Origin of the sequence: Trinickia sp. (assembly GCF_051953955.1) — a bacterium.
Taxonomy (GTDB): Bacteria; Pseudomonadota; Gammaproteobacteria; order Burkholderiales; family Burkholderiaceae; genus Trinickia.
Genome location: NZ_JBQCIF010000097.1, coordinates 24,441 through 48,534 on the forward strand (window position 1 = coordinate 24,441; position 24,094 = coordinate 48,534).

Genomic DNA, 24,094 nt, shown 5'->3' on the forward strand with positions numbered 1-24,094 from the left:
TCGTCTTTCGTGGAGAGGCGCGCGTACCGCGCCCCCCAAAAAAAGCGGGGCGCAGCGGCTCGTTCAGCCGTGCGCCCCGTATGGGACACCCTGTTCTGCTATCGCGTGTTACTTGACGCCGGAAACCCAATCCGCCACGCGGTCGGGATGTGCCGACACCCACGACTTCGCTGCGTCGTCAGGCTTCGTGCCGTTCTGCGCCGCCAGCATGATCCCGTCGATCTCGCCCGGCTTCCATTGGAATTTCTTCAGGAACTCGACGACCTGCGGGGCCTTCTTCTCGAGCTCGGGGTTGATCACGTTGTCGACGTGCTCGGCGCCGCCGAAGACCTTCTTCGGATCTTCGAGGAACTTGAGCTTCCACTTCGCAAACATCCAGTGCGGCGCCCAGCCCGTGACGACGATCGGCTTGTTCGCGTGAATGTCGCGCGCCAGTTCGGCCGTCATCGCGCTGCCCGAGCTCGGCATCAGTTGGTAGCTGAGGTTGTATGCCTTGATGGCATCGTCGGCCTTCTTCATCACGCCGGCGCCGGCGTCGATCCCGACGATCCGCCCGCCGAAGGCGTCCTTTTGCCCTTCGAGATCGGCGATCGACGTTGCTTTGACGTCCATGGGCACCACGAGCCCGATCTTCGCATCGTTGAAGTTCGCGCCGAGGTCTTCGACCTTCGACTTGTACTGCTCCCAGTACGAAGCGTGCGTGGCCGGGAGCCACGCGGACAGCGTCGCATCCAGATCGCCACGCGCCACGCCGCCCCACATCACGCCGGCTGCCACCGGCACGAGCTTGACCGGGTAGCCGAGCTTCGTTTCGATGACGCGCGCCGCGACGTTCGACGTCGCGACACTATCGTCCCAGCCTTCGACGTAGCCGATCTTGATCGTCGGCTTGCCGTCCGCATAGGCAGGCACCGCGCTCGCGAGCGCCGTACCGATGGCGGCCGTCAGCATCAACAGTTTGAAAATTTTCATGGTCACTCTCCTGGTCGTCCATCCGCGGTGCGGTGAATCAGGCTTTAGATTGAGCAGCCAAAATTGGCTGGTAAGTGCGGTTTCCGACACGCGTTTGTCCGAGAACGACGATCGTTGGCCGCGAGTTGCCTACGGGTTGCCTGCTTATTGCCTACTTTCTACTTATCTACCACCAAATCGCTGAGCGGCTTGCTGCAGCAAAGCAGCACCATGCCTTGATCGATCTCTCGCTGGCGAATGCCGCCGTTGTGGCGCATGTCCACCTGCCCCGATACGAGCTTGACCTTGCAGGTGCCGCACATGCCTTGCGTACAGGACGCCGGCAGCCGCACGCCCGCGCGCTTGGCCGCATCGAGCACGTGCTCGTGCGCGCCGCACTCGATGTCGCGGCGCATCTTCGTGAACGAGACGGAGAATTTGGCCGCGCCGTCGGCTGCGCCGGCATCGAGCGCCGAGCCGTCGCCTTCCGATGCGGCCGCCTGCTCCGCCGGCGAGAGCGAATCGAACGAAAAGCTCTCCTCGTGGTAGTGCGCGCGGTCGAAACCCGCTTCGTCGAGCAGGTCGCGCACCGCCTTCATGTAAGGTGCCGGGCCGCACGTGAAGATCTCGCGCTCCATGAAATCCGGTGCGATCAACCGTAGCAGCGGCAGCGTCAAAAATCCGGTGACGCCGGGCCAGTTCGTTCGCGGCCCCAGGCGCTCGCACACGAACGACGTACGGAAATGCTGGTGATTCGACGCGATGAGATCGAGCTCGCGCGCGAAGATGATGTCGTCGGGCGTGCGGGCGCTGTGCACGAAGACGATGTCGCGATCCTCGCCGAGCTCGTGATGCGAACGGCTCATCGACATCAGCGGCGTAATGCCGGAGCCCGCCGACAAGAACAAGTACTTCCCCGCCGCATGACGCGCGCAGGTGAACTCGCCCGCCGGCCCGAGCACTCGAATCGCGTCGCCGGGACGCAGATTGTCGTGCAGCCAGTTCGACACCTTGCCGCCCGGCACGCGCTTGACCGTGATCGAAATCGTGTGGGGGCGCGTCGGCGCCGACGAAATCGTGTAGCAACGGTTGATCGTCTCGCCGTCGATCTCGAGCTCGAGCGTAATGAATTGCCCCGGCTCGAACGAGAAAGTCCGCCCTTCTTTCGACATGAAGAAGAAGCTCTTCACGTCGTGCGTTTCCTGCCTGACCTGGCAGCACACGAGCGTCTCTTCCTCGTCGCTGGTCCAGGTTGCGCCGAGCGCGCGCCAAAATGCGGGGCGCGTCACGCGTGCGTCCTGCGGCTCGAAAGTTTGCGCGTCTCGCATCATGTCATGCCTCATCTATCGACTAGGCGCCGACGTGGGCGCCCAAGCGCCGGATGTACCAATCGCAGAACTTTTCCACGAGCCCTTCCGTGAACGGCGAATAGGGACCCGGCTCGTAGGCGCTGCTGCTGGAGCCGCGCTGAGAGAATTCCACGAGCGCCCGATCTTGCGCGTTCGTCGCATTCCAAACGGCCGTCAGGTTTTCGACGTCGTAATCGACGCCTTCCACCGCGTCCTTGCGCACGAGCCACTTCGTGCGCACGAGCGTCTTGCCGGCCGACAGCGGAATCACCGAGAACGTCACGATGTGATCGCTCATGAAGTGATGCCAGGAATTCGGCTGGGTCCAGAACGACAGCCCGCCCAGGTCGGCCTGCTGGAATTCGCCGAGCAGCTTCTTCGACGCCACCTTTGCGTCGAGCGTCTGCGATTCGCCGCTGCGATCGAGCGGCAAGCGCTGCGTGCGGAAACCCGTGACGTCGCTCAAACGCTCGATCTCGACGGACGGCAGGCTCATCGCCTCCCACTGGGCGGCGCGCTCGATGCAAGTGCGCTCGAACGCCGCCATCCCTTCCGCATTGGCCGGAGACGGTTGATAGCCGAAGCCGTATTCGTAGAGCGAAATCGTCAGCTCCGGATGGTTCGCGACGCAGTGATAGCATTCGCGATTGTTTTCCATCGTCAGCTTCCAATTGCCCTCTTCGATGATGTCCACCTGAGCCGCGATCTTGCAATTCACGAGATCGTGCGGCAGCAGATACGGCTCCATCGCCGCGCGCATGACCGAGAAATCGGTGGGCGGCTCCTCGGCCAGGCAGATGAAGATGAGGCCGGCCAGGCTCTCGACGTGAACCGGCTTCAGGCTGTGCTTGCAACGGTCGAACTTCTCGCCCATGTGCTCCGCGAACATCAGGGCGCCGCTCAGGTTGTACGTCCAGCTGTGATAGGGACAGACGATGTTGCCGACCGTCCCCTTGTCCTCGTTGCACAGGCGCGCACCGCGATGGCGGCACACGTTGTGGAAGGCGCGCACGGTCATGTCGTCGTCGCGCACGATCAGCACCGACTCGCCGGCCAGCTCGACGGTCACGTAGTCGCCCGGCTCGGGAATGTCCGGCTCGATCGCCACGTGAATCCAGTGCTTGTGGAAGATCGCCTCCATGTCGAGCGCGAAGATCTCCTCACTCTGGTAAAACGGTGCTTCGAGGCTGTAGCCTTGCTTGCGCCGTTCGATGAGCGCGCGAATGTCTACGGATACGGTCATGTCTGCTCCGGATGCTTTGCTTTTACGTGCTGGACGTGCTTAACCTGCGTTACGTGCGGTACGAGTGCCTGTCGCGAGCGGCCTGCTCCGCCGCTGCCGGCGGCGCAAAACGATTGCGAATTCAGTAATCGATGAGTCGATGCTCGCGTAAATACCCAAGGATCGCTTGTGCTTTTTCGACCGAACTCCCTTCAATTACGACGTTTCCGCCACGGCTTTCGGTGGTCGTCGCCGTCAGCATTCGGGCATGCCCCGAACGCTTTTCCGCGGCGACGAGCTTGACCGGCTTGCGCTCCACGGGGCCGAGCCGCCACGCCTGCGCGTCGGCATCGAGGCTCGGCGCCGTGCGCTGCGCCTCGACGGTGCCCGCAGCCGCGCGCGCATGGGCGTAGCGCGGCGTCACGGCCGCCTGCGGGTGGATCGCCACGACGGCCGGAAAAGCCGCATCGACGCTGCGGCGGAACCCTTTCGGCAGGAACTGCGTCACCGACAGCCGATCGTCCCTTAGGGACACATCCAGCGCCGAAGCGACCAATGCATAGCCGAGCGCATCGGCCAGCCGATACGGGAGCATCCCCGTGTCGTAGGCACCTTCGGCGCGCGTGCCCGTCAGCACGAGCGGCACGCCGCGCAAGCGGTCGGCCAGCAGCGCCGCCGCGTCATCGGCTTCGCCGCACGGCAGAACGTCGACGCGGGGCGCGCCGAGGGCAAGGTAATCCGTCAACGCGAGGTTCGAGGCGTCGCCCGCGTGCAGCACTTCGAGAGCAGCCCCATGCTCCTTGGCGAGCGTGCGCGCGATTTCGAGCGCCGCGGCGTCGTTGCGGCTGTAACAGGAGGCGCCGCTTACGCGATGATGTCCGACCGAAACGAGCACGGCGATTCGATCCAGCTTTGCAAATGCTTTCATGCCGCCAACCCCTCATGAACGTTGGTGCCTGCCGCCGCCGAAGCCGGTGCTTGGCGGCCTTGCTTCGCCTCCGTGACCGCATGCGTCAACGCGGCGATCGTCTCCTTCGCGTCGGCAATGACGGTCAGGTTCGCGCGCTTCGCGATCGCCGCGCTCGCGTCGAGATTGACCGCGATCACGTGGCGGCAGTCCTTGATGCCCTGCAAATGCTGGACGGCGCCCGATATCCCGAACGCGATGTAGACGCTCGCGTTGACGGTCTTGCCCGTCGCCCCGACTTGCTTGTCGCGCGTGAAATGCCCGTTGTCGACGGCCACGCGGCTCGCGCCGACTGCCGCGCCCAACTCGCGGGCCAAGGCTTCGAATGCCGCGATGTCGGTCACGCCGTTGCCGGCGGAGATGATGAAGTCGGCCTCTTCGAGCGCGACTTGCGCCGCATCGAGCTGCGTCGTGCCGTGGTCGCCGTATCGGCTCGAGTCCGAGCTCGAGCCGAGGCTCACCGCCGCTTCGCTGGCCGGCGGCGGCGCCACGCGCACGCCCGCCCCGACGAACGGCAGCTTCGCCGAAACGGCATCGGAATCGAGCAGAATCACGTCGGGCCATGCGCGCGTGGCGAACGCTTGGCCCGCTTGCGCATAGCAGCCCACGTGCGCGGCATCGATCTCGACGACGTGCGTGGCGATGCTCGCCTTGGCTTGCGCGGCGTAGCGGCGGCCCAGGTCGCCATCGCCGGTGGCGTTGTCGGGCATCAAGACGTGCGCGGGCGAGAACGCCGCGACGCAATCGCGCAACGCGGCGAGCGCCAGATCGGGCGCGAATACCGGGCGAGCCAGCGCCGGCAGTTCGATCACTTTGTCTGCGCCGAGCGCCGCGGCATCGTCGGTCAATTCCCCGAACACGAGCAAGATGACCTCGGTCTTTGCATCCGCGGTAATCGCGGCGGCCGCTAGGGCTTGGCGCGCGTGTTCGTCCAGCGCGCCGCGATCGCTGTGCGCCGCGACGAGCAGCGTGCGGCCGCCGGCTTCATAGCTGCGCTTCGGCTTCGGCGCCTCGCCATGCGCGCCGCGAGCGCCCGCGAAGGACGGCGCATTCGTCGCCCCTTCGACGTGTTCCGCACCGAGCGTGATGCGTCTGAGTCCCGACCCGGCAATGATGAACGGCCGGCGCGGATCGATTCTTTTGATCGTAGTCATGGCATGTCACTCCAGCGCGGCGGCAACGAGTTCGGCAACGTCGAGCACCTCGGGCCGCGGCCCCACCACGCCTTCGAGCATCGCCGTGCAATTCGGGCAGCCAACGGCGACTACGTCGGCGCCGATGGCTCGCGCGTCGCCCATGCGGATATCGGAAATACGCGCCTTGCCCGGAATGTCCGTCAACGGTGCGCCGCCCCCACCACCGCAGCAGCGCCCGCGCATGCCGTGACGCTCCATTTCGACGACCTTGATGCCGATCGACTTCAGCGCACGCCGCGGTGCCTCGATTTCGCCGTTGTAGCGACCCAGATAGCACGGATCGTGATAGGTGATGCGTTTGTCCGCCAAAGCCGCTTGCGCCTTCGCCGAAATCCGGCCCGACTCCACGAGTTCCGCGAGCAAGCTCGTATGGTGCTGGACGTCGTAGCGCACGCCGAACGCGCGATATTCGTTGCGCAGGCTGTGCATGACGTGCGGATCCGCCGTGACGATTCGCTTGAAGCTCAGTGCGCCGAGCGTCCCGATCATGCGCTTGGCCATCCGTTGGAACGTCGCTTCGTCGCCGAGCCGGCGTGCAACGTCGCCCGTGTCGGCTTCCTCGCCGCCCAGCACGGCGAAATCGACGCCGGCCTTGTTCAAGACTTTGACGAGCGAGCGCAACGTGCGCTGATAGCGCATGTCGAACGCGCCCTCGCCGGCAACCAGCAGTACGTCCACGGCCACGCCGGGCTGCGCGACGCGGGCGTTCAGATCGACGGCCCAGTCATAGCGTGCGCCGATGTCGTAGCCGCCCGCACTGCCGGTTTCGCGCAGATTGGCCAGCACTTCAGGGGCCTTGCCCGGAATGTCGCCCTCGGTCAGCGTGCGATGCCGGCGCATGTCGACGATCGCATCGACGTGCTCGATCAGCATCGGGCATTCCTGCACGCAGGCCCGGCAGGTCGTGCACGACCAGATCGTGTCCGATTCGATGAGGCCCGAGATGATGGGGCCGTTAGGCTGTCCGCCGTGACGGCCGACCGGGATGCCCGGCGTCGGGCTGCCGGCATAGGCGGCGTCGGTGCCGCCCGCCATGCCGACGACGAGATCCTGGATCAGCTTCTTCGGATTGAGCGGCTGGCCCGATGCGAACGCCGGACAGGCCGCTTCGCACTTGCCGCATTGCACGCAGGCATCGAAGCTCAGCAGTTGGTTCCAGCGAAACTCGACCGGCTTGGATACCCCATATTCGCGATGATCGAGGTCGGGCACTTTCAACGCCGTTGGGGGCGTCGCATTGCCGTTCCCGGTGTAGGCGTCGCGCGTGGCCGCGAAACGCTCTTGCCGCGGATGGAAGGCCAGATGCAGCAGGCCCGCGATCGCATGCTTCATCGGGCCGCCCTTCGCGGCTCCCATCGTCATCGCAAAGGCGCCGATTCCGATCAGCACGGCGCAGATCACGGCAAACGCACGCGACATCATGCCGGCCGGGACCACCGTGAACAGCACGAGACCGAGCGCGAACGAGCCGAGCAGCCAAGGCAGCGTATTCCAGGGGCCGCGCGAGAGCCGCGCGGGCACGTCCTTCGCATGGCGGCGGCGCCAGACGAACACGGCACCGATCAGCATCGCGAGCGCCGCGAGAAAGATCAGCTTGTCGAGCCAGGGCGAGTACAGGCCGAGCCCGTAGTTGACGAAGACGAGCGCGAGTGCGGCGATCGCCCCGCCCGCCGTTGCTACGTGAGTCTTGGCGATGTAGGGATCGCGCGCGACGACGTGATGCAGATCGACGAAATAGCGCTTCGGGATCGTAAACAGATTCCAGATGCCGAATGCACCGGGGGCGGTCGCACGCCCCAGACGCCAATAGGACGAGCGCTTGGCGACGGCGAACGCAAGGCCGGCGACCGACAGCCAGAGCAGCACCGTGATGAGAAATGCCGGGCTCATGGTTAGAAGTCCTTGCAAAGCCGCAGCGAGTCGTAGATCGCGCCGTGGATGTTGTGCATCGAAATGCAATCGCCGACGCGGAACAAAAGGAAGCGGCCGTTGCCCAATTCCTCCGACAGCGACGGCTGCGGCTCGGCCGCAAACAGCTTGTGCACGTCGATCTGCCCACGGTTCACGGACTCCGGCTTGAGCGCCCAGTAGAGCGAATCGTTGGGCGTGCTGCCGTTCTCGATCACGACCTGATCGACGGCGCGCTCTTCCTGCTCCTCCGTGTACTCGTTGCGCAGCACGGCGATTTTCTTGCCGTCTTCCTCGTACACGCGATCGAGCCAGTAGTTCGGCGTGTGGATGACGCCCTGCGCATACAGGCGCCGATAAAAGATCGGGAACGTCGTGCCGCCGCAATCGTCGGCTATCTTGACGTCGGGCGTCACGATTTCGACGTTCGAGCCGCGGCTCGAGATGAAGTCGGCCACACCCGCGCCGGCGTGCGTGCTGACTCCGTCGTAGACGAGCACGTTCTGCTTCGGCTCGACACGGCCGGAGAGGATGTCCCAAGAGGTGACGGCGAGGCCGTCGGCCACGCCCCAGGCCGCGACTTGATCCGAGAACGCGCGCCCGCCCGTGGCGAGCACGATGATGTCCGGCTTCTCGGCCATGATCGCCTTTACGTCGGCTTCGACGCCCAGGCGCCGATCGACGCCGAGGCGCTTCGTTTCCATGTCGAACCAGCGCACGATGCCGGCCATCTGCTCGCGCTGCGGCGCCTTCGAAGCGAGGACGATCTGCCCGCCCACTTCGGTGCCCTTTTCGAACAGCACGACATCATGACCGCGCGAGCGGGCCACGCGCGCGGCTTCGAGCCCCGCGGGCCCCGCGCCGACCACGACGACCTTGCGCTTCGGCCCGCGCGATTTCTCGATCACGTGCGGCATGGTGGCTTCGCGTGACGTCGCGGCATTCTGCACGCACAGCACGTCGAGGCCGTTGTACTGGCGGTCGATGCAGTAGTTCGCGCCGACGCACTGCTTGATTTCGTCTTCGCGCCCGTCGCGGATCTTGATGACCATGTGCGGATCGGCGATCTGCGCGCGCGTCATGCCGACGAGATCGATCATGCCCGCAGCCAGCAAGCGCTCGGCTTGACCCGCATCACGGATGCTCTGCGCGTGCATGACGGGAACCTTGACGACCGATTTGATGCCGGCGGCGAGATGGACGAACGGCTCGGGCGGCAGCGCCATCGGCGGCATGCAGTTCGCGAGCGTGTTGTGGGTATCGGCACCGGAGCCGATCACGCCGAGATAGTCGATGAGGCCCGTCTCGGACATGGCCTGGGCGATCTCCTTCAACTGCTCGTGATCGAGGCCGTCTTCATGAAACTCGTCGCCGCACATGCGCAGCCCGACGACGAAGTCGGGCCCGACCGCTTCGCGCACCGCCTGCAGCACTTCGACGCCGAAGCGTAGACGATTGCCGAGGCTACCGCCCCATTCGTCGGTACGGAAGTTCGTGCGCGGGCTCCAGAACTGGTCGATCAAGTGCTGGTGCGCGGCGGAGATCTCGATGCCGTCCATCCCCGCGTCCTTCACGCGCTTCGCGGCAACGGCGAAGTCCGTGATGATGCGGCGGATCTCCTCGACCTCGATGATCTTCGCATTGCCGCGGTGCACCGGTTCGCGCACGCCCGAGGGCGTCATCAAATGCGGCCAATGCTCGCCATGGAACGCCGAGCGGCGGCCCATGTGCGTGGCTTGAATCATGATCTTCGCGCCGTGACGATGCATCGCCTCGGCCAAGCGCGACAACGGGTCGATGACCTTGTCGGTCGACAAGTTCACGGATTTCCACCACCCTTGCGGGCTGTCGATCGACACGGGGCTCGAACCGCCGCACACGGCGAGGCCGACACCGCCCTTCGCCTTCTCCTCGTAGTAACGGATATACCGATCGCCGGGCAGGCCGCCCGGCTCCGCATAGACTTCCGCGTGCGCCGTGCTGACGATGCGGTTGCGCAACGTCAGCTGATTCAGCGTCATCGGTTTGAACAGGTGGGGGTAGCGCATGTCGATCGACCTCGAGCGTATTCTGTGGCGAGTCTTGTAGCGTTATGCGTGCAACGTATCAATGCGCGATCGGCGAGACTTCGAACACGCAGTGGTCATGGCCTTCGCCCGCGCATTGCGTCTCTTTCGATTGCGAGCGCGGACGGCCCTGGCCGTTCGCATCCGTATCGTTGACCCAGTCCATCGCACCGGCGAACCAGCCCGCGAACATGTAGCAAAGCTTGCCCTGCTTCTCGGGCTGAGCCAGCACGAACGAGGAATGGCGCAACTCGATCCGGGCGCGGGCGCTCGCGGGATCGGCCTCGATGATCTTGAACAGTCCCCATCCGCGCTGAGACAAGCGCTTCAGGTAATGCTCGAAGACGGCCATGCCGGTCAAGCCGTGCTGCTTCGCCTCTTTGTCGCACCAGTGATAAGCCGATTTGTAGCCGGCCTTGTACAGGATCTCGGCATAGGCTTCGCGGCCCAGGGCCTCTTCAACGGCGACGTGGTTGTTCGTGAAGAAATGGCGCGGCACGTAGAGCATGGCCAGCGCGTCGGTCGTCCATACGCCGGTCTCGGCATCGACGTCGATCGGGAGTTGCGGTTGCATGAAAGGTTCCTATCTATCTAACTAACGGTCTGGCGGATCGATATCGACGCTTCACGCGCCCCACACTTCACCGAATACGCGCACCCAGTTCTCGCCCATGATCTTGCGGATGCGGGTCTCGCTCCATCCCGCCCGTTCCATCGCGGCGGTCAAATTCGGAAATTCGCCGATCGTGCGGATCCCTTCGGGATTGACGACCTTGCCGAAGTTCGTCAGCCGGCGATAGCGGCCCTTGTCGTGCGTCAGCCAATCGAAGAAGTCGACGGAAAAGCCCTGGGTGAAGTCGGTGCCGATGCCTACGGCGTCTTCGCCGATCAGGTTGACGACGTAGTCGATGGCCTCGATGTAGTCCTCGATCGTCGAGTCCGGGCCGCGCTTCAAGAACGGCGAGAACATCGTCACGCCGACGAAGCCGCCCGCATCGGCGATCTCCTTCAGTTGCACATCGCTCTTGTTGCGCGGATGCTCCTTGAGGCCGGAGGGCAGGCAGTGCGAGTAGCAGACGGGCTTCTTCGAAAACGCGATCGCTTCCGACGACGTATTGCCGCCGACGTGCGACAGGTCGACCATGATGCCGACGCGGTTCATCTCGGTGATGACCTCGCGGCCAAAATCCGAGAGGCCGCCGTCGCGCTCGTAGCAGCCCGTGCCGACGAGGTTTTGCGTGTTGTAGCAAAGCTGCACCACGCGCACGCCCATGTCGGCGAACGCTTCGATGTAGCCGAGGTTGTCCTCGAACGCATGCGCGTTCTGAAAGCCGAGGATCACGCCCGTCTTGCCTTCCTGCTTCGCGCGCCGGATATCGTCCGTCGTGCGCACGAGCGTCAGGATTTCGCTGTGCTCACGAATTTGCTGCTTCATGAGCGCGATGTTGTCGACCGTTTTCGTGAAGCTTTCCCACACCGAGACGGTGCAGTTGGCGGCCGTGATGCCGCCTTTGCGCATGTCTTCGAAAACCGAACGCTCGAACTTGGAAATGTTCAGACCGTCGATGATGATGCTGTTGTCGTGCAAAGTGGACATCGAATGCTCCGGGCTTGGCGAGTCGAATGAGGATCGTATGGTGCGGCGGCGCGTGCGCTTCGCGTTCAATAAATCGGGAATTGCGAGCAGAGCGCGAAGATTTCGCGGCGCACGCGCTGTTCCGTTTGCGCATCGCCCTCGGGGTGGCGCGTCAACGCCTCGAACACCTCGAGGATCAGGCGTCCGATCTGCTCGAACTGCTCGACGCCGAAGCCGCGCGTCGTGCCGGCCGGCGTGCCGAGGCGAATGCCCGACGTCACGGTCGGCTTCTCCGTATCGAACGGAATGCCGTTCTTGTTGCAGGTGATGCCCGCGCGCTCGAGCGCCGTCTCCACCTGCGTTCCCTTCAGCCCCTTCGGGCGCAGGTCCACGAGCAGCAGATGGTTGTCGGTGCCGCCCGTCACGAGATCGACTCCGCCTTCGCGCAACACGGCGCCGAGCGCTTGGGCATTGGCCAGCACGCGGTCGATGTAGTGCTTGAAGCCGTCATCGAGCGCCTCGCCGAAAGCCACCGCCTTGCCCGCGATGACGTGCATGAGCGGGCCGCCTTGGAGGCCCGGGAAAACGGCCGAGTTGATCTTCTTCGCGACGTCTTCGTCGTTCGTCAGCACGAAGCCGCCGCGCGGGCCGCGCAGCGTCTTGTGCGTCGTGGACGTCACGACGTGGGCATGCTCGACCGGATTGGCATGGCGGCCGGCCGCGATGATGCCCGCGATGTGCGCCATGTCCACCATCAGCTTGGCGCCGACCGCATCGGCGATCGCGCGGAAGCGCGCGAAGTCGAGCTCGCGCGGATAGGCCGAGAACCCGGCGATGATGAGGCTCGGCTTGTGTTCGTGCGCGAGCGCTTCGATCTGGTCGTAATCGATCCGCAGCGTGTCCCGGTTGACGCCGTACTGCACGGCGTTGAACCACTTGCCCGAGAGTGCGGGCTTGGCGCCGTGCGTCAGGTGGCCGCCGGCGTCGAGCGACATGCCGAGCACCGTGTCGCCGGGCTTGGCCAGCGCGAGCATGACCGAACCGTTGGCCTGCGCGCCCGAATGAGGCTGCACGTTCGCAAACTGGGCGCCGAACAGTTTCTTCACGCGTTCGATCGCGAGCGCCTCGACTTCGTCGACGAATTCGCAGCCGCCGTAGTAGCGCTTGCCCGGATAGCCTTCGGCGTACTTGTTCGTCAGCACCGAACCCTGCGCTTCCATCACGGCGCGCGATACGATGTTCTCCGATGCGATCAATTCCACTTGCGATTGCTGCCGCTCGAGTTCTCGAAGGACTGCCGCGCGCACGGGGGCGTCGCGGTCGGCAAGCGTCTGCGTGAAAAACGGCTCTGTATTCGACATGGCGTATCCGTTGTGAGGGCGCGGCGCACGGTTCGAAACCCTGCGCTGCCGGCGTTCATGGGTGACGGCTCTATTCTTGTCGTTCGCCCTTTTGACGGATTGACGAATTCAGACGCTTTCTTTCCCTTTTCCGACACGCTCGTCCGTTTTGGACAAGTCGGATGAGTGAGGCCGATGCGACGGCCGAGCGGCCCGCGCGACGGCGCGCCAGGGCTGCCGTCGTCTCCAACTGCTTATCGCATTGCAACATCGATGCACCGATATAACGCCGAATTCGCGCTTCAATAGGGCCATCCTCGCACTCACGCAGTGCAGCAAAAACTCGCCCATCGACGCATCCTAGGGTTAAGCCGTATGGCATGCTTGTTGCCCTGGAATCGACAATGAAATGCGCCCCCGCCGCTCGGCACGCAAGCGAGCGGCGGCGGCCTAGAATCGGATTCGAAGGAAAGTCCCCATGTCCCCCGACCGCACTGCGTCGCTGTCGAACTTCGCGTTCATGACCCTGCCGAACTTCACGATGATCGCGTTCTCGAACGCGGTCGAAGTGCTCAGGATGGCGAACTACCTCAGCGGCCAGACGCTTTATCAATGGACCGTGGTGAGCCCCGATGGCGGGCCCGTCATGGCGAGCAACGGCTTGGCGGTCGAAACGGCCCCCATCTCTTCACTGCAGCATCAACCGGACGTCGTCTTCGTCTGCGGTGGCGTCGACGTGCAGCATTCGACGACGAATACGCATCTGTCGGCGCTGCGCCGCTTCGCACGCATGGGAACGGCGCTCGGCAGCTTGTGCACGGGCACCTATGCGCTCGCGCGCGCCGGGCTGCTCGACGGCTATGCGTGCGCGATTCACTGGGAAAACATGTCGGCCCTCAAGGAGGAGTTTCCGGGCACGCGCTTCCTGAAGGAGCTGTTCGTCATCGATCGCGATCGCATCACCTGCACGGGCGGCGTCGCACCGCTCGACATGATGCTGCATTTGATTGCGCCCCGCGTCGGCACGCCGCGCGTCACGCAAATCGCCGAGCAGTTCATCGTCGAGCACGTGCGCGACATGAGCGCTCAGCAGCGGATGCCGCTCGTCGCGCGGCTGGGCTCCGCGAACAAATCGCTGTTCGAAGTCATCGCGTTGATGGAGAACAACATCGAGGAACCGCTGTCGCGCGAGGAACTCGCGCGGCTCGCCAACATGTCGCAGCGGCAACTTCAGCGTCTGTTCCGCGAGCATCTGGGCATGACCCCGACGCATTATTACCTCACGCTGCGGCTGCGCCGCGCGCGCGAGCTGCTGCTGCAAACCGACATGTCGATCATGCACATCACGATGGCGTGCGGCTTCCAATCGGCGTGCCACTTCAGCAAGAGCTACCGCGACGCATTCGGCACCGCGCCGACACGCGAGCGCCGCCAGCAAGTCGCACCGCTCGCCCGCCCCGCCACCGCAGCCGCTCCGGTGCTGCACGCCTGATTTTCTTGACGGGCTCGGCGCCCAGCGAAACACGCAAGCGCCGCGGCCCCTTCTCATCGGCTTACTTGCCGGGGCCCTCGGCACCGGCTCCCACCCCAACCCCGGCCGCGGCCGCGGCCCCGCAAATCATCGCAACGCCAGCCTCTGCCGTCGCTCGGAGCACCGCGCGCGAATCGCCCGCACGCGAGCGGATGGCCAGCGAATGCAAGACGGCCGAGGCGATCTTGGCGAGCAGGGCCGGATCGGCGTTCGCATCCAATTCGCCGGTGGCGCGGGCCCGCATGAGGCGCGCTTCGAACGAGCGCTCGAACACATCCAATCCACGGCCAAGCGAGGTGCGGACTTCTTCGTCGTTGACCGCCTCGGCGAGCGCCGTACCGATCAGAAAACATCCCGTCGGCGGACCGCCGGCACGGTAGTACACGCCCAACGCAAGGTCATAGATGCGCATCAGCGCTTCGGCGAGCGGCAACTCGCCGCCCAACACCTCGTCCATCGCCATGCGGCTCGTCTCGATATAGCGCTCGAGCGCCGTGAGATACAGCGCACGCTTATCGCCGAACGCCCCATACAAGCTAGGCCGGTTCATGCCCGTCGCGACGCTCAGGTCATCGAGCGTCGTCGCGCTGTAGCCGCTTCGCCAAAACGCATCGCGCGCTTGCGCGAGTGCCTCGTCGGCGTCATACGCTCGCGGGCGCCCGCGAGCGCGCTTGGGTTCCGGCTGACCGCCTTGCGTCTTTTTTTGTACCATTTCGAATAAAAACCTTGACCGCCTCAATTTTTGTTCACTATAGTACAAAAACCGATCAACAAAGGAAAAGAGACATGGAACTGTACTTTTCGCCGCTTGCGTGCTCGCTGGCCACGCGCATCGCGTTCTACGAAGCGGGCTATGACGCGCGGTACGTGCAGGTGGACACGAAGCGCAAGCGCGTGGAGGATGGAAGCGACTTCTTCGAGATCAATCCGCTCGGGCAAGTGCCTGTCTTGCGCACCGACGACGGGACGTTGCTGTTCGAAAACACGGCCGTCCTGCCCTACGTGGCCGATCGCCTCCCCGCTGCGAAACTGGCGCCGATCGGGGGCCTCGAGCGAGCACGGCTGCAGCAATGGCTAGGGTTCGTCGGCACGGAACTGCACAAAGCCGTGTTCGTGACGTTGCTCGACCCGGATGCCAGCACCGAAGTCAAACGGTACGCGCGCGAAAAGCTCGCGCTTCGCATGGACACGCTGCAAGCGCATTTGGCCGAGCGGGAATGGCTCTTGGACAGTTTCAGCGTCGCGGACATCTATCTGGCCGTCGTGCTGAGTTGGGCACGTTATTGCGGCGTCGACCTCTCGCCATGGCCGGCGGCGCGGGGCTTGCTCGAGCGTGTGTCGGCACGCCCTGCCGCCGCCCGCGGATTCGCGGAGGAAGCCGAGCTTTATCGAGCGGAAGCCGAACGCCAGAGCGCTTGAGCGCTTGAACGACATCGCGCAGGCGCTCGCAACGTTCTTCGCTTTGCAGCGCTGATGTTCGCGCTCCGCGCAAAACGCCGAAGGCCCCGTGCGATATATCATCGCGCGGGGCCTTCGCTTCTTGCACGCAACATCAACCGTTCGTCAAGCCGCCTTCAGCAAGCCGTGCGGATCGATGACGAACTTGCGCGCCGCGCCGCCGTCGAACTGCTTGTAGCCTTCCGGCGCTTCCTCGAGCGAAATCACCTTCACGTTGACGATCTCGGCGATCGGCAGCCGGTCGAACAAGATCGCCTGCATCAGGTTGCGGTTGTACTTGAGAACAGGCGTCTGTCCCGTGTGGAACGAGTGCGACTTCGCCCAGCCGAGGCCCAAGCGGATGCTCAGGCTCCCGTGCTGCGCGGCGGCATCCTTCGCACCCGGATCGTCCGTCACGTACAGGCCGGGAATGCCGATCGCACCGGCCGGCCGCGTGATTTCCATCAGCGAATTGAGCACCGTCGCGGGCGCTTCTTGCGAATGGCCCGCCGAGCCGTGTCCGTGCGCCTCGAACCCGACGCAATCCACCGCGCAATCGATCTCCGGCTTGCCGAGGATCTGCTCGATCTGCTCGCCGAGCGAAGCATCCTTCGACAGATCGACCACCTCGAAACCCATCGCCTTGGCATGAGCGAGACGCTCGGCGTTCATGTCGCCGACGATCGTGACCGCGGCGCCAAGCAAGCGCGCCGATGCGGCGGCCGCCATACCGACCGGGCCCGCGCCGGCGATGTAGACAGTCGAGCCCGGCTTGACGCCGGCCGTGACCGCGCCGTGATAGCCCGTCGGCAAGATGTCCGACAAGCAAGTCAGATCGCGAATCTTGGCCATGGCCGCATCGCGGTCGGGGAACTTCAGCAGATTGAAGTCGGCGTACGGCACCAGTACGTATTCCGCCTGCCCGCCGATCCATCCGCCCATGTCGACATAGCCGTATGCGCCGCCCGCACGCGACGGATTGACGTTCAAACACACGCCCGTGTGCTGCTCCTTGCACATTGCGCACCGGCCGCAGGCGACGTTGAACGGCACCGATACGAGATCGCCGATCTTGAGCGTTTCGACGTCGCGGCCGACTTCGACGACTTCACCGGTGATCTCGTGGCCCAGCACGAGCCCGACGGGTGCGGTGGTCCGGCCGCGCACCATGTGCTGGTCGGAGCCGCAGATATTCGTGCTCACGACCTTCAGAATCACGCCGTGCCCGATCGCGCGGCCGCTCGGGTCGACCATCTTCGGATAATCGATCTTCTGCACCTCGACCTTGCCCGGCCCTTGATATACGACACCTCGGTTGCTGCTCATCGTATTCGTCTCCTGTATCTCGATCGCCGATCCGCGATCCGTGTTGTGGCGGAATGCATGACCGGAGCGTCTACGAAAGTCTGAAAAAAACGCCCTTCGCGCATCTCCTCCGCTGCCGCTTGCAGGGTAGTCCGCAACGGGTTGTCGCGATCGTACAAAACGCGACATGCGCTTGCTAGAACCCGACACCGGCCCTGTGGAGCAGCCTCTATCGATTGAACGCAGGGCGCAAAACGCCTATCGTTGGAGCCTTCGATCGACCGACGAGCTTCTTGGAGATTGCCGATGACCCCGTCCTCCGTCTATGGCCCGCAGCCGCTTTACATCGGGGGCGCTCACGTCGATGCCACGTCGGGCGAGCACTTCGCGACGTTCGATCCGGCAACGGGCGAATGCCTGGCGACAGTGGGACAAGCAAGCCGCGCCGACATCGAGCGCGCCGTGGCGTCGGCCCGAGAAGGCCAACGCGAATGGGCGGCCTGCAATGCGATGACGCGCTCGCGCATCTTGCGCCGCGCGGTCGATCTGCTGCGGGCACGCAACGACGAGCTCGCCGAGTTGGAGATGCGCGATACGGGCAAGCCGATCGCCGAAACGCGCGCGGTGGATATCGTGACCGGCGCCGACGTCATCGAGTATTACGCCGGGCTCGCCCCCGCGCTCGAAGGCCGCCAAATTCCGCTGCGCGAGGACTCGTTCGTCTATACGCGCCGCGAGCCGCTCGGCATCTGCGTGGGCATCGGCGCATGGAACTACCCGATCCAGATCGCCTGCTGGAAATCGGCGCCCGCGCTCGCCGCCGGCAACGCCATGATCTTCAAGCCGAGCGAGATCACGCCGCTCTCCGCGTTGAAGCTGGCCGAGATCTACACCGAAGCCGGCGTACCGGACGGCGTGTTCAACGTCGTTCAGGGAAATGGCCTCGTCGGTGCGATGCTGGCCGAGCATCCCGACGTCGCGAAGGTGTCGTTCACGGGCGGCGTCGAAACCGGCAAGAAAGTGATGTCGCTCGCGGGCGCCTCGTCGCTGAAGGAAGTGACGATGGAGCTCGGCGGAAAATCGCCGTTGATCGTATTCGACGATGCGAACCTCGAACGTGCGGCCGACATTGCGGTGACGGCGAACTTCTTCAGCGCGGGCCAGGTTTGCACGAACGGCACGCGCGTGTTCGTGCACCGCTCGGTGATGAGCCGGTTCGAAGCGCTCGTCGCCGAACGCGTGGAACGGATCCGAATCGGCAAGCCCTCCGATCCCGAAACGAACTTCGGCCCGCTGGCCAGCGCGGCCCAGCTCGACAAGGTGCTCGGCTACATCGAGAGCGGAAAGCGCGAAGGGGCGCGCGTCTTGACCGGGGGCCGACGTCTCGCCGACGGCGACTTCGCCCGCGGGCAGTACGTCGCGCCAACGGTGTTCGCCGCATGCCGCGACGACATGCGCATCGTGCGCGAAGAGATATTCGGGCCGGTGATGTGCCTGCTCGAATTCGACGACGAGAACGAAGTCATCGCGCGGGCCAATGCGACGCACTACGGATTGGCCGCGGGCGTCGTGACGGAAAGCCTCGCTCGCGCGCACCGCGTGATTCACCGTCTCGAAGCGGGTATCTGCTGGATCAATACATGGGGCGAATCGCCCGCGGAAATGCCCGTCGGCGGCTATAAGCAATCGGGCGTGGGCCGCGAGAACGGGATCAGCACGCTCGAGCATTACACGCAGATCAAATCGGTGCAGGTCGAGCTCGGCCCCTATCGGCCCGTGTTCTGACGTTCGACGTTCTGAAACTCTGGGGGAGATCGCTCGTGAGTGCCAAGGAATACGACTACATCATCGTCGGCGCGGGGTCCGCGGGCAACGTGCTGGCTACGCGGCTAACGGAAGATGAAGGCGTCACCGTGCTGCTGCTCGAAGCGGGCGGGCCCGACTACCGGTTCGACTTCCGCACGCAAATGCCGGCGGCGCTCGCCTATCCGCTGCAAGGCCGCCGCTACAACTGGGCCTACGAGACGGAGCCCGAGCCGTACATGGACAACCGCCGCATGGAATGCGGACGCGGCAAGGGGCTCGGCGGCTCGTCGCTGATCAACGGCATGTGCTACATCCGCGGCAATGCGCTCGACTACGACGGCTGGGCGCAAAACGAAGGGCTCGAGGATTGGAGCTACCTCGATTGCCTGCCCTATTTCAAGAAGGCCGAAACGCGCGACGCGGGACCCAACGCCTATCACGGCGGCGACGGCCCGGTGCACGTCACGACGAGCAAGCCCGGCAACAATCCGCTGTTCGGCGCGATGGTCGAAGCCGGCGTGCAAGCGGGTTATCCGCGCACCGACGATCTGAACGGCTATCAGCAAGAAGGCTTCGGCCCGATGGACCGCACCGTCACCGCACATGGGCGCCGGGCAAGCACGGCGCGCGGATATCTCGATCAAGCGCGGCAACGGCCGAACCTGACGATCGTGACGCATGCGCAAACGGACCGCGTGCTGTTTTCGGGCAAGCGCGCCACGGGGGTGGCCTACCTTCATCATGAAACGCCCGTGACCGCGCATGCGCGGCGCGAAGTGCTCGTGTGCTCGGGGGCGATCGCGTCGCCGCAGTTGCTGCAGCGCTCGGGCGTCGGCCCCGGCGAATGGCTGCGCGAGCTCGACGTGCCGATCGTGCTGGACTTGCCCGGCGTCGGCCGCAACTTGCAAGATCATCTCGAGATCTACATGCAGTACGAGTGCAAGGAGCCCGTGTCGCTCTATCCCGCGCTGAAGTGGTACAACCAGCCGGCGATCGGATTGGAGTGGCTGCTGAACGGCACGGGCATCGGCGCGAGCAATCAATTCGAAGCGGGCGGCTTCATTCGGACACGCGACGACGACCCCTGGCCGAACATCCAATATCATTTCCTGCCGATTGCGATCAACTACAACGGCTCGAACGCGATCAACATGCACGGCTTCCAGGCGCACATGGGCTCGATGCGCTCGCCGAGCCGCGGGCGCATCAAGCTGCGCTCGCGCGATCCGCGCGCTCATCCGAGCATCTTATTCAACTACATGGCCGAGCCGCTCGATTGGCGCGAGTTTCGCGACGGAATCCGCATCACGCGCGAGATCATCGCTCAGCGCGCGCTCGACCGATATCGCGGGCGGGAATTGAGTCCCGGTGCGGACTTGAAGACGGACGCGGAACTCGACGCGTACGTGCGCGCCCACGCGGAGACGGCGTATCACCCGTCATGCTCCTGTGCAATGGGGTACGACGACCTATCGGTCGTCGATGGCGAAGGGCGCGTGCATGGCATCGACGGGCTGCGCGTCGTGGATGCATCGATCATGCCGCGCATCACGACGGGCAATCTCAACGCGCCGACGATCATGATGGCCGAGAAAATCGCCGATCGCATTCGGGGGCGGGCGCCGTTGGCGCGCGAGGACGTGCCGTACTACGTGGCGAACGGAAGGCCCGCGCGGGCGGGAACACAGGGCGCGGTGCCGACCGCGGCGCGGTCGGCGGTGAATGCGGCCAGCTAGCGCACATCTTCGTTTCGAAGCAGGCCGACGGCCGCGCGAATCGCATCAATGCGCGGCCATTTCGTGCTCGGCCGCGAGGGCCAGAAACGCCGAACGAGACATGTGACGTTCACGGGGCGGCGGCATCGAAATCCGGGTCGCAACCGAATGCGACGGCCAACCTGTGTTGATAGCCGCCGAACCCACGCGGTAACCCACCGCGACCGAAAGTGCCGTCCTCTCGGCCGAATTCGGCGTCCTTTTCCCCTCCGCTCTCGATTCGCGTAATTCAACATGCAATCGGCGTAGCGATCCGGCCCGTGCCCTCCCCAGCTCGGCGCATCGTTGCGTCCGATAACAACCGGAGACGGCAAGTGACGCACCACCTCTCATCGAACCAACCTTCGCGCGCCCATCCCCCCCAGAAACTGCCGGCACTCGTGCCTACGGCCGTGGCGCTTGCGCTGTCGCTCGCTCTGCCGGCCTATGCCGCCGGGCCGTTGCCGAGCGGCGGCAAATTCGTTGCCGGAGCAGGCTCGATCAGCGGCTCAGCGACTTCGCTGACCGTCAACCAAAAAACAGGGCGCGGCATCATCGATTGGACAGGCTTTTCGATCGGCAACGGCAACCATGTCAGCTTCGAGAACGGTAGCGGCGCGACGCTGAACCGCGTGACCGGCAACACTCCGTCGTCGATCCTCGGAATGCTCACGGCAACCGGCAGCGTCTATTTGATCAACCCGCAAGGGATCGTCGTCGGCCCGAGCGGCGTCGTGTCGACGGGCGGCCGCTTCGTCGCGTCCACCCTCGATACCGACAACGCATCGTTCATGGCCGGCGGCCCGCTGACGCTTGCGGGCCACTCCGGCGCGAGCGTCGTCAACCTCGGCAGAATCGGATCGAGCGGCGGCGATGTGTTTCTCGTCGCGAGCGGCGAGGTCGATAACCTCGGCCACATCAGCGCACCCAAAGGCACCGCCGAGCTCGCCGCGGGGCGAGCGGTGTTGCTGCAGGATTCGTCGAGCAGCAGGCAAGTCTTCGTGCAAACCGGCAGCGGCGGCACCGTCCTCAACGGCGGTTCGATCAAAGCGGCGCAAATCAGCCTGCAAGCCGCGGACGGGAATGTCTTCGCGCTTGCAGGCAACCACGACGCGGTGCGTGCGACCGGCACCGCGAATCGCGACGGGCACGTCTGGCTCGTGGCCGACACGGGCAACATGGTGCTCGCCGGCCCGATCGTCGCCTCCAACGCCAACGGCAGCGGCGGAACGGTCGACACGATGGCCGGCACGCTGATGCTGCCCATCGTCGGCCCAGCGGTCGGCGCCGGAACGTGGAATATCACGACACCCAGCTTCGCCATCGACGGCCTCGCCGCGAACGCGTTCGCGAATACATTGAACGCGGGGACGTCGATCAATCTTCAAACGACCGGCGCGAATAAAACGTCGGGCAATCTCGACGTGTGGGCCGACATCGGATGGATCGGCGGCGCATCGCTGACGCTGGGCGCTTTTCGCACCGTGGCCATCGGAGAAGGCGTGACGATTGCCAATATCGGCAAGGGCAGCCTCACTTTGCGCGCCGATGCCACGGGCATCGACAATCACGGCAGCGTCATCAACCGCGGCACGATCGACTGGTCGAACAGCACCGGCACCGTCAGTGCGCTCTATGACATGAACGGCAGATACGTGCCCGGCACGCTGCTGCGCAATGCGTCATGGACCGCTCCAGCCTACAGCGGTCTCGTCACTCAGATAACCGCGTACAAACTCGTGAATTCGCTGGCCGACCTTCAGAACGTCTCGCGCGATTTGGCCGGCAGCTATGCGCTTGGAACCGATATCGACGCCAGCGTCACGTTCGGCACCGGCGTATACACGCCGATCGGCACGAGCACGAACCCTTTCTCGGGCCAATTCGACGGCATGGGGCACACGATCGATGAACTGTCGTATCAGAACATGACCTCGGTAACCGGACCGATCGGAATGTTCGGCACCATCGGCAAAACCGGCGTCGTGCGCAATCTCGGCGTGACGAACAGCAATACGGACCCGAGCCCGCCGCCGTATGGCCATTTCTCGTGCCCGCCGGGAGGCTGCGTCGTCGGCATCATCGCGGGCGACAACCATGGCGTGCTCACGAACGTCTATACGTCGGGCGGGATGACGGACGATGCACCGGCCCTTACCGCCATGTTCGCCGGTCTCGTCGGCCAGAACGAGGGGCTCATCGAGCGCTCGTGGAGCAACGCGAGCTCCGGCGATTCTCTGGTCAACGGCGGCCTCGCGGCGATCAACTCGGGCACGATCACTCAGTCTTATTCGAGCGGCGGCACCTGGGCCAACGGCACGCACACGATTGCGGGCGGACTCGCCGGCATCAATCGCGGCACGATTACGCAGTCGTATACGAGCGACGGCTATTTGGTCGGCGGCGAAGGAGACACGGCCGGCAATAACGTGATCGGCGGCCTCGTCGGCGAAAACAGCGGCACGATCAGCCAATCGTACGCATCCAGCCTGATCGTGCCGCATAACGCCAAGGTCGGGGCGATCGTCGGCGAGAACACGGGGCACATCGGTCCCGACGTCTATTGGAACGTCGATGCCACGGGCCTATCCGACGGCGGTCCGGGGACGCGGCCAGGCAATGGGCTGTCCGCGACGCAAGCCGCCAACGCCGCAAGCTACCGCGGCTGGAATTTCGGACGAGGGGGCGTATGGACCCTGCCTCCCGGCTCGGCAACCCCCATCCTGGCATGGCAAAGCAGCACGAACTAAGCGAGGGTTTGCCGTAGCGACGACGTTAGGGCCGCGGCCGGGCTTCGTCGGCGGCGGCTTCGAGTATGTCGCGTCGATTGGGAGTTGAGAAGCCGGGCTATTTGCGCAACCCCAGCACCTCGAGATATAAGTCGAGCGATCTCTGCACCGAGACTGCGACCAAGGACGTGATCTCGCTGAAGTCGCCGCTGACGCATGCGGTATCGAGCGCGTCGTAGTAAGCGAGCCGATCTTCCTTGCGGATGATCGCTGGGGGGTAGCCCATCTTCAGCAATTCGAAGTTCAGCAGTAGCCGTCCTGTCCGTCCATTGCCGTCGACGAACGGATGTATCTTGACGAACCGGGTGTGCAGTTCCGCCGCACGCTCGATCGGGTGCGTCGCGCCCGCATCGTCATACCAGTGCATTAGCCCTGCCATTTCCGCCGGCAAGTGCATGAAGTCAGGAGGCATCGTGCTCGCGCCGGCGATCACGACGTTCTCCTGTCGATAACGGCCAGCCTGGTCAGCATCGATGCTCTTGAGCACGAGTGCGTGAAGATTGCGCACCTGCCACTCGGTGAGCGCCTCATGCTTCGCGACGATCGCCTCGACGTACAGGATCGCGTCACGGTGATTGGTTGCCTCGAAGTGCTCGCGAAGGGATTTCCCGCCAACCGTAATACCTTCCAACACCACCTTGGTTTCGCGTAGCGTCAGCGTATTGCCTTCGATCGCGTTCGAGTGATACGTCCACTCCAGCATCAGTTTCTCGCGCAGCGATGCAACCGTGTGCGCCGGCAACGGGCGTGCTCGATCGAGCGTCGCTTTGTCAGCGTCGACCGTTGCCAGCAGCGCGGCAGTGTGATTCGCCATGAGTCTTCCTGAGCGAGGTGGATTGCGGGTGATTATATGTTCACCCGTCGCCTCACCTCAACTCAGCGCTTTCAGGGCCCGGC

At 64.5% G+C, this 24,094-nt stretch carries 18 protein-coding genes; 5 read left to right on the forward strand and 13 right to left on the reverse strand.

The genetic code is table 11. The annotated features are described in order from the left end of the window. Positions 1-108: 108 nt before the first annotated feature. The 10 genes from ACTHNZ_RS19095 to ACTHNZ_RS19140 all read right to left on the reverse strand — a co-directional run bounded on the left by ACTHNZ_RS19095 (position 109) and on the right by ACTHNZ_RS19140 (position 12,596). The gene (locus tag ACTHNZ_RS19095; protein ID WP_440544126.1) at positions 109-972 is read right to left on the reverse strand and encodes a glycine betaine ABC transporter substrate-binding protein; all 864 of its coding nucleotides are present in this window, start codon (positions 970-972) and stop codon (positions 109-111) included. A gap of 158 nt (positions 973-1,130) precedes the next feature. Continuing rightward, positions 1,131-2,282, reverse strand: coding sequence for an FAD-binding oxidoreductase (locus ACTHNZ_RS19100; protein ID WP_440544127.1), 1,152 nt, complete (start codon positions 2,280-2,282; stop codon positions 1,131-1,133). 19 nt (positions 2,283-2,301) lie between these two features. Next, on the reverse strand, positions 2,302-3,543 hold the full coding sequence (locus ACTHNZ_RS19105; RefSeq protein ID WP_440544128.1) for an aromatic ring-hydroxylating oxygenase subunit alpha: 1,242 nt from the start codon (positions 3,541-3,543) through the stop codon (positions 2,302-2,304). A gap of 121 nt (positions 3,544-3,664) precedes the next feature. Further along, complete coding sequence (locus ACTHNZ_RS19110) at positions 3,665-4,450, reverse strand: electron transfer flavoprotein subunit beta/FixA family protein (RefSeq protein ID WP_440544129.1); 786 nt, start codon at positions 4,448-4,450, stop codon at positions 3,665-3,667. Beyond that, positions 4,447-5,643, reverse strand: coding sequence for an electron transfer flavoprotein subunit alpha/FixB family protein (locus ACTHNZ_RS19115; protein ID WP_440544130.1), 1,197 nt, complete (start codon positions 5,641-5,643; stop codon positions 4,447-4,449). Before ACTHNZ_RS19115 ends, ACTHNZ_RS19110 begins: the two co-directional genes overlap by 4 nt. A 6-nt stretch (positions 5,644-5,649) precedes the next feature. Next, positions 5,650-7,575: a (Fe-S)-binding protein gene (locus tag ACTHNZ_RS19120; RefSeq protein WP_440544131.1), complete on the reverse strand. Its 1,926-nt coding sequence runs from the start codon at positions 7,573-7,575 to the stop codon at positions 5,650-5,652. 2 nt (positions 7,576-7,577) lie between these two features. Beyond that, positions 7,578-9,641: an oxidoreductase gene (locus ACTHNZ_RS19125; protein ID WP_440544132.1), complete on the reverse strand. Its 2,064-nt coding sequence runs from the start codon at positions 9,639-9,641 to the stop codon at positions 7,578-7,580. A 58-nt stretch (positions 9,642-9,699) separates the two neighbouring features. Further along, positions 9,700-10,233 carry a DUF5943 domain-containing protein gene (locus tag ACTHNZ_RS19130; protein WP_440544133.1) on the reverse strand — a complete coding sequence of 178 codons (534 nt, stop codon included), beginning with the start codon at positions 10,231-10,233 and terminating at the stop codon, positions 9,700-9,702. A 51-nt stretch (positions 10,234-10,284) separates the two neighbouring features. Continuing rightward, complete coding sequence (locus ACTHNZ_RS19135; RefSeq protein WP_440544134.1) at positions 10,285-11,256, reverse strand: dipeptidase; 972 nt, start codon at positions 11,254-11,256, stop codon at positions 10,285-10,287. 65 nt (positions 11,257-11,321) lie between these two features. Next, positions 11,322-12,596: a serine hydroxymethyltransferase gene (locus tag ACTHNZ_RS19140; protein ID WP_440544135.1), complete on the reverse strand. Its 1,275-nt coding sequence runs from the start codon at positions 12,594-12,596 to the stop codon at positions 11,322-11,324. Between the two features lie 439 nt (positions 12,597-13,035). On the opposite strand from ACTHNZ_RS19140, the gene ACTHNZ_RS19145 reads away from it, so the two are divergent. Then, complete coding sequence (locus ACTHNZ_RS19145) at positions 13,036-14,067, forward strand: GlxA family transcriptional regulator (RefSeq protein WP_440544162.1); 1,032 nt, start codon at positions 13,036-13,038, stop codon at positions 14,065-14,067. A gap of 61 nt (positions 14,068-14,128) precedes the next feature. On the opposite strand, the gene ACTHNZ_RS19150 is transcribed toward ACTHNZ_RS19145, so the two are convergent. Beyond that, on the reverse strand, positions 14,129-14,818 hold the full coding sequence (locus ACTHNZ_RS19150; protein ID WP_440544137.1) for a TetR/AcrR family transcriptional regulator: 690 nt from the start codon (positions 14,816-14,818) through the stop codon (positions 14,129-14,131). A gap of 74 nt (positions 14,819-14,892) precedes the next feature. Between ACTHNZ_RS19150 and ACTHNZ_RS19155 the strand changes: the two genes are divergently transcribed. Beyond that, positions 14,893-15,525 carry a glutathione S-transferase C-terminal domain-containing protein gene (locus ACTHNZ_RS19155; RefSeq protein WP_440544138.1) on the forward strand — a complete coding sequence of 211 codons (633 nt, stop codon included), beginning with the start codon at positions 14,893-14,895 and terminating at the stop codon, positions 15,523-15,525. A 144-nt stretch (positions 15,526-15,669) separates the two neighbouring features. Here the strand turns inward: ACTHNZ_RS19155 and fdhA are convergent, their stop codons facing one another. Continuing rightward, entirely contained in the window at positions 15,670-16,869 is a 1,200-nt protein-coding gene (fdhA, locus tag ACTHNZ_RS19160) for a formaldehyde dehydrogenase, glutathione-independent (protein WP_440544139.1), read from the reverse strand. A gap of 285 nt (positions 16,870-17,154) precedes the next feature. Here fdhA and betB point away from each other — a divergent pair, with 285 nt between their 5' ends. The 3 genes from betB (at position 17,155) to ACTHNZ_RS19175 (ending at position 23,158) form a co-directional block, all read left to right on the forward strand. Continuing rightward, entirely contained in the window at positions 17,155-18,633 is a 1,479-nt protein-coding gene (gene betB, locus ACTHNZ_RS19165; protein WP_440544140.1) for a betaine-aldehyde dehydrogenase, read from the forward strand. Positions 18,634-18,668: 35 nt separating this feature from the next. Beyond that, a complete protein-coding gene (gene betA / locus ACTHNZ_RS19170; protein ID WP_440544141.1) occupies positions 18,669-20,390 on the forward strand; it encodes a choline dehydrogenase in 1,722 nt (573 codons plus the stop codon). 353 nt (positions 20,391-20,743) lie between these two features. Then, on the forward strand, positions 20,744-23,158 hold the full coding sequence (locus ACTHNZ_RS19175) for a two-partner secretion domain-containing protein (RefSeq protein WP_440544143.1): 2,415 nt from the start codon (positions 20,744-20,746) through the stop codon (positions 23,156-23,158). Positions 23,159-23,255: 97 nt separating this feature from the next. Here ACTHNZ_RS19175 and ACTHNZ_RS19180 read toward each other — a convergent pair whose 3' ends face one another. Beyond that, positions 23,256-24,011 (reverse strand): Fic family protein, encoded by a 756-nt coding sequence (locus ACTHNZ_RS19180; protein WP_440544144.1) that lies wholly within the window; start codon positions 24,009-24,011, stop codon positions 23,256-23,258. Positions 24,012-24,094 lie beyond the last annotated feature (83 nt).

What these genes read in the sequence shown, in the direction of transcription:
- ACTHNZ_RS19140 (WP_440544135.1), bottom strand. Translation starts at nt 12,596, where the DNA reads ATGTCGAATACAGAGCCGTTTTTCACGCAGACGCTTGCCGACCGCGAC.
- betB (WP_440544140.1), top strand. Translation starts at nt 17,155, where the DNA reads ATGACCCCGTCCTCCGTCTATGGCCCGCAGCCGCTTTACATCGGGGGC.
- ACTHNZ_RS19135 (WP_440544134.1), bottom strand. Translation starts at nt 11,256, where the DNA reads ATGTCCACTTTGCACGACAACAGCATCATCATCGACGGTCTGAACATT.
- fdhA (WP_440544139.1), bottom strand. Translation starts at nt 16,869, where the DNA reads ATGAGCAGCAACCGAGGTGTCGTATATCAAGGGCCGGGCAAGGTCGAG.
- ACTHNZ_RS19120 (WP_440544131.1), bottom strand. Translation starts at nt 7,575, where the DNA reads ATGAGCCCGGCATTTCTCATCACGGTGCTGCTCTGGCTGTCGGTCGCC.
- ACTHNZ_RS19115 (WP_440544130.1), bottom strand. Translation starts at nt 5,643, where the DNA reads ATGACTACGATCAAAAGAATCGATCCGCGCCGGCCGTTCATCATTGCC.
- ACTHNZ_RS19105 (WP_440544128.1), bottom strand. Translation starts at nt 3,543, where the DNA reads ATGACCGTATCCGTAGACATTCGCGCGCTCATCGAACGGCGCAAGCAA.
- ACTHNZ_RS19150 (WP_440544137.1), bottom strand. Translation starts at nt 14,818, where the DNA reads ATGGTACAAAAAAAGACGCAAGGCGGTCAGCCGGAACCCAAGCGCGCT.
- ACTHNZ_RS19125 (WP_440544132.1), bottom strand. Translation starts at nt 9,641, where the DNA reads ATGCGCTACCCCCACCTGTTCAAACCGATGACGCTGAATCAGCTGACG.
- ACTHNZ_RS19155 (WP_440544138.1), top strand. Translation starts at nt 14,893, where the DNA reads ATGGAACTGTACTTTTCGCCGCTTGCGTGCTCGCTGGCCACGCGCATC.
- ACTHNZ_RS19100 (WP_440544127.1), bottom strand. Translation starts at nt 2,282, where the DNA reads ATGATGCGAGACGCGCAAACTTTCGAGCCGCAGGACGCACGCGTGACG.
- ACTHNZ_RS19110 (WP_440544129.1), bottom strand. Translation starts at nt 4,450, where the DNA reads ATGAAAGCATTTGCAAAGCTGGATCGAATCGCCGTGCTCGTTTCGGTC.
- ACTHNZ_RS19095 (WP_440544126.1), bottom strand. Translation starts at nt 972, where the DNA reads ATGAAAATTTTCAAACTGTTGATGCTGACGGCCGCCATCGGTACGGCG.
- ACTHNZ_RS19130 (WP_440544133.1), bottom strand. Translation starts at nt 10,233, where the DNA reads ATGCAACCGCAACTCCCGATCGACGTCGATGCCGAGACCGGCGTATGG.
- ACTHNZ_RS19180 (WP_440544144.1), bottom strand. Translation starts at nt 24,011, where the DNA reads ATGGCGAATCACACTGCCGCGCTGCTGGCAACGGTCGACGCTGACAAA.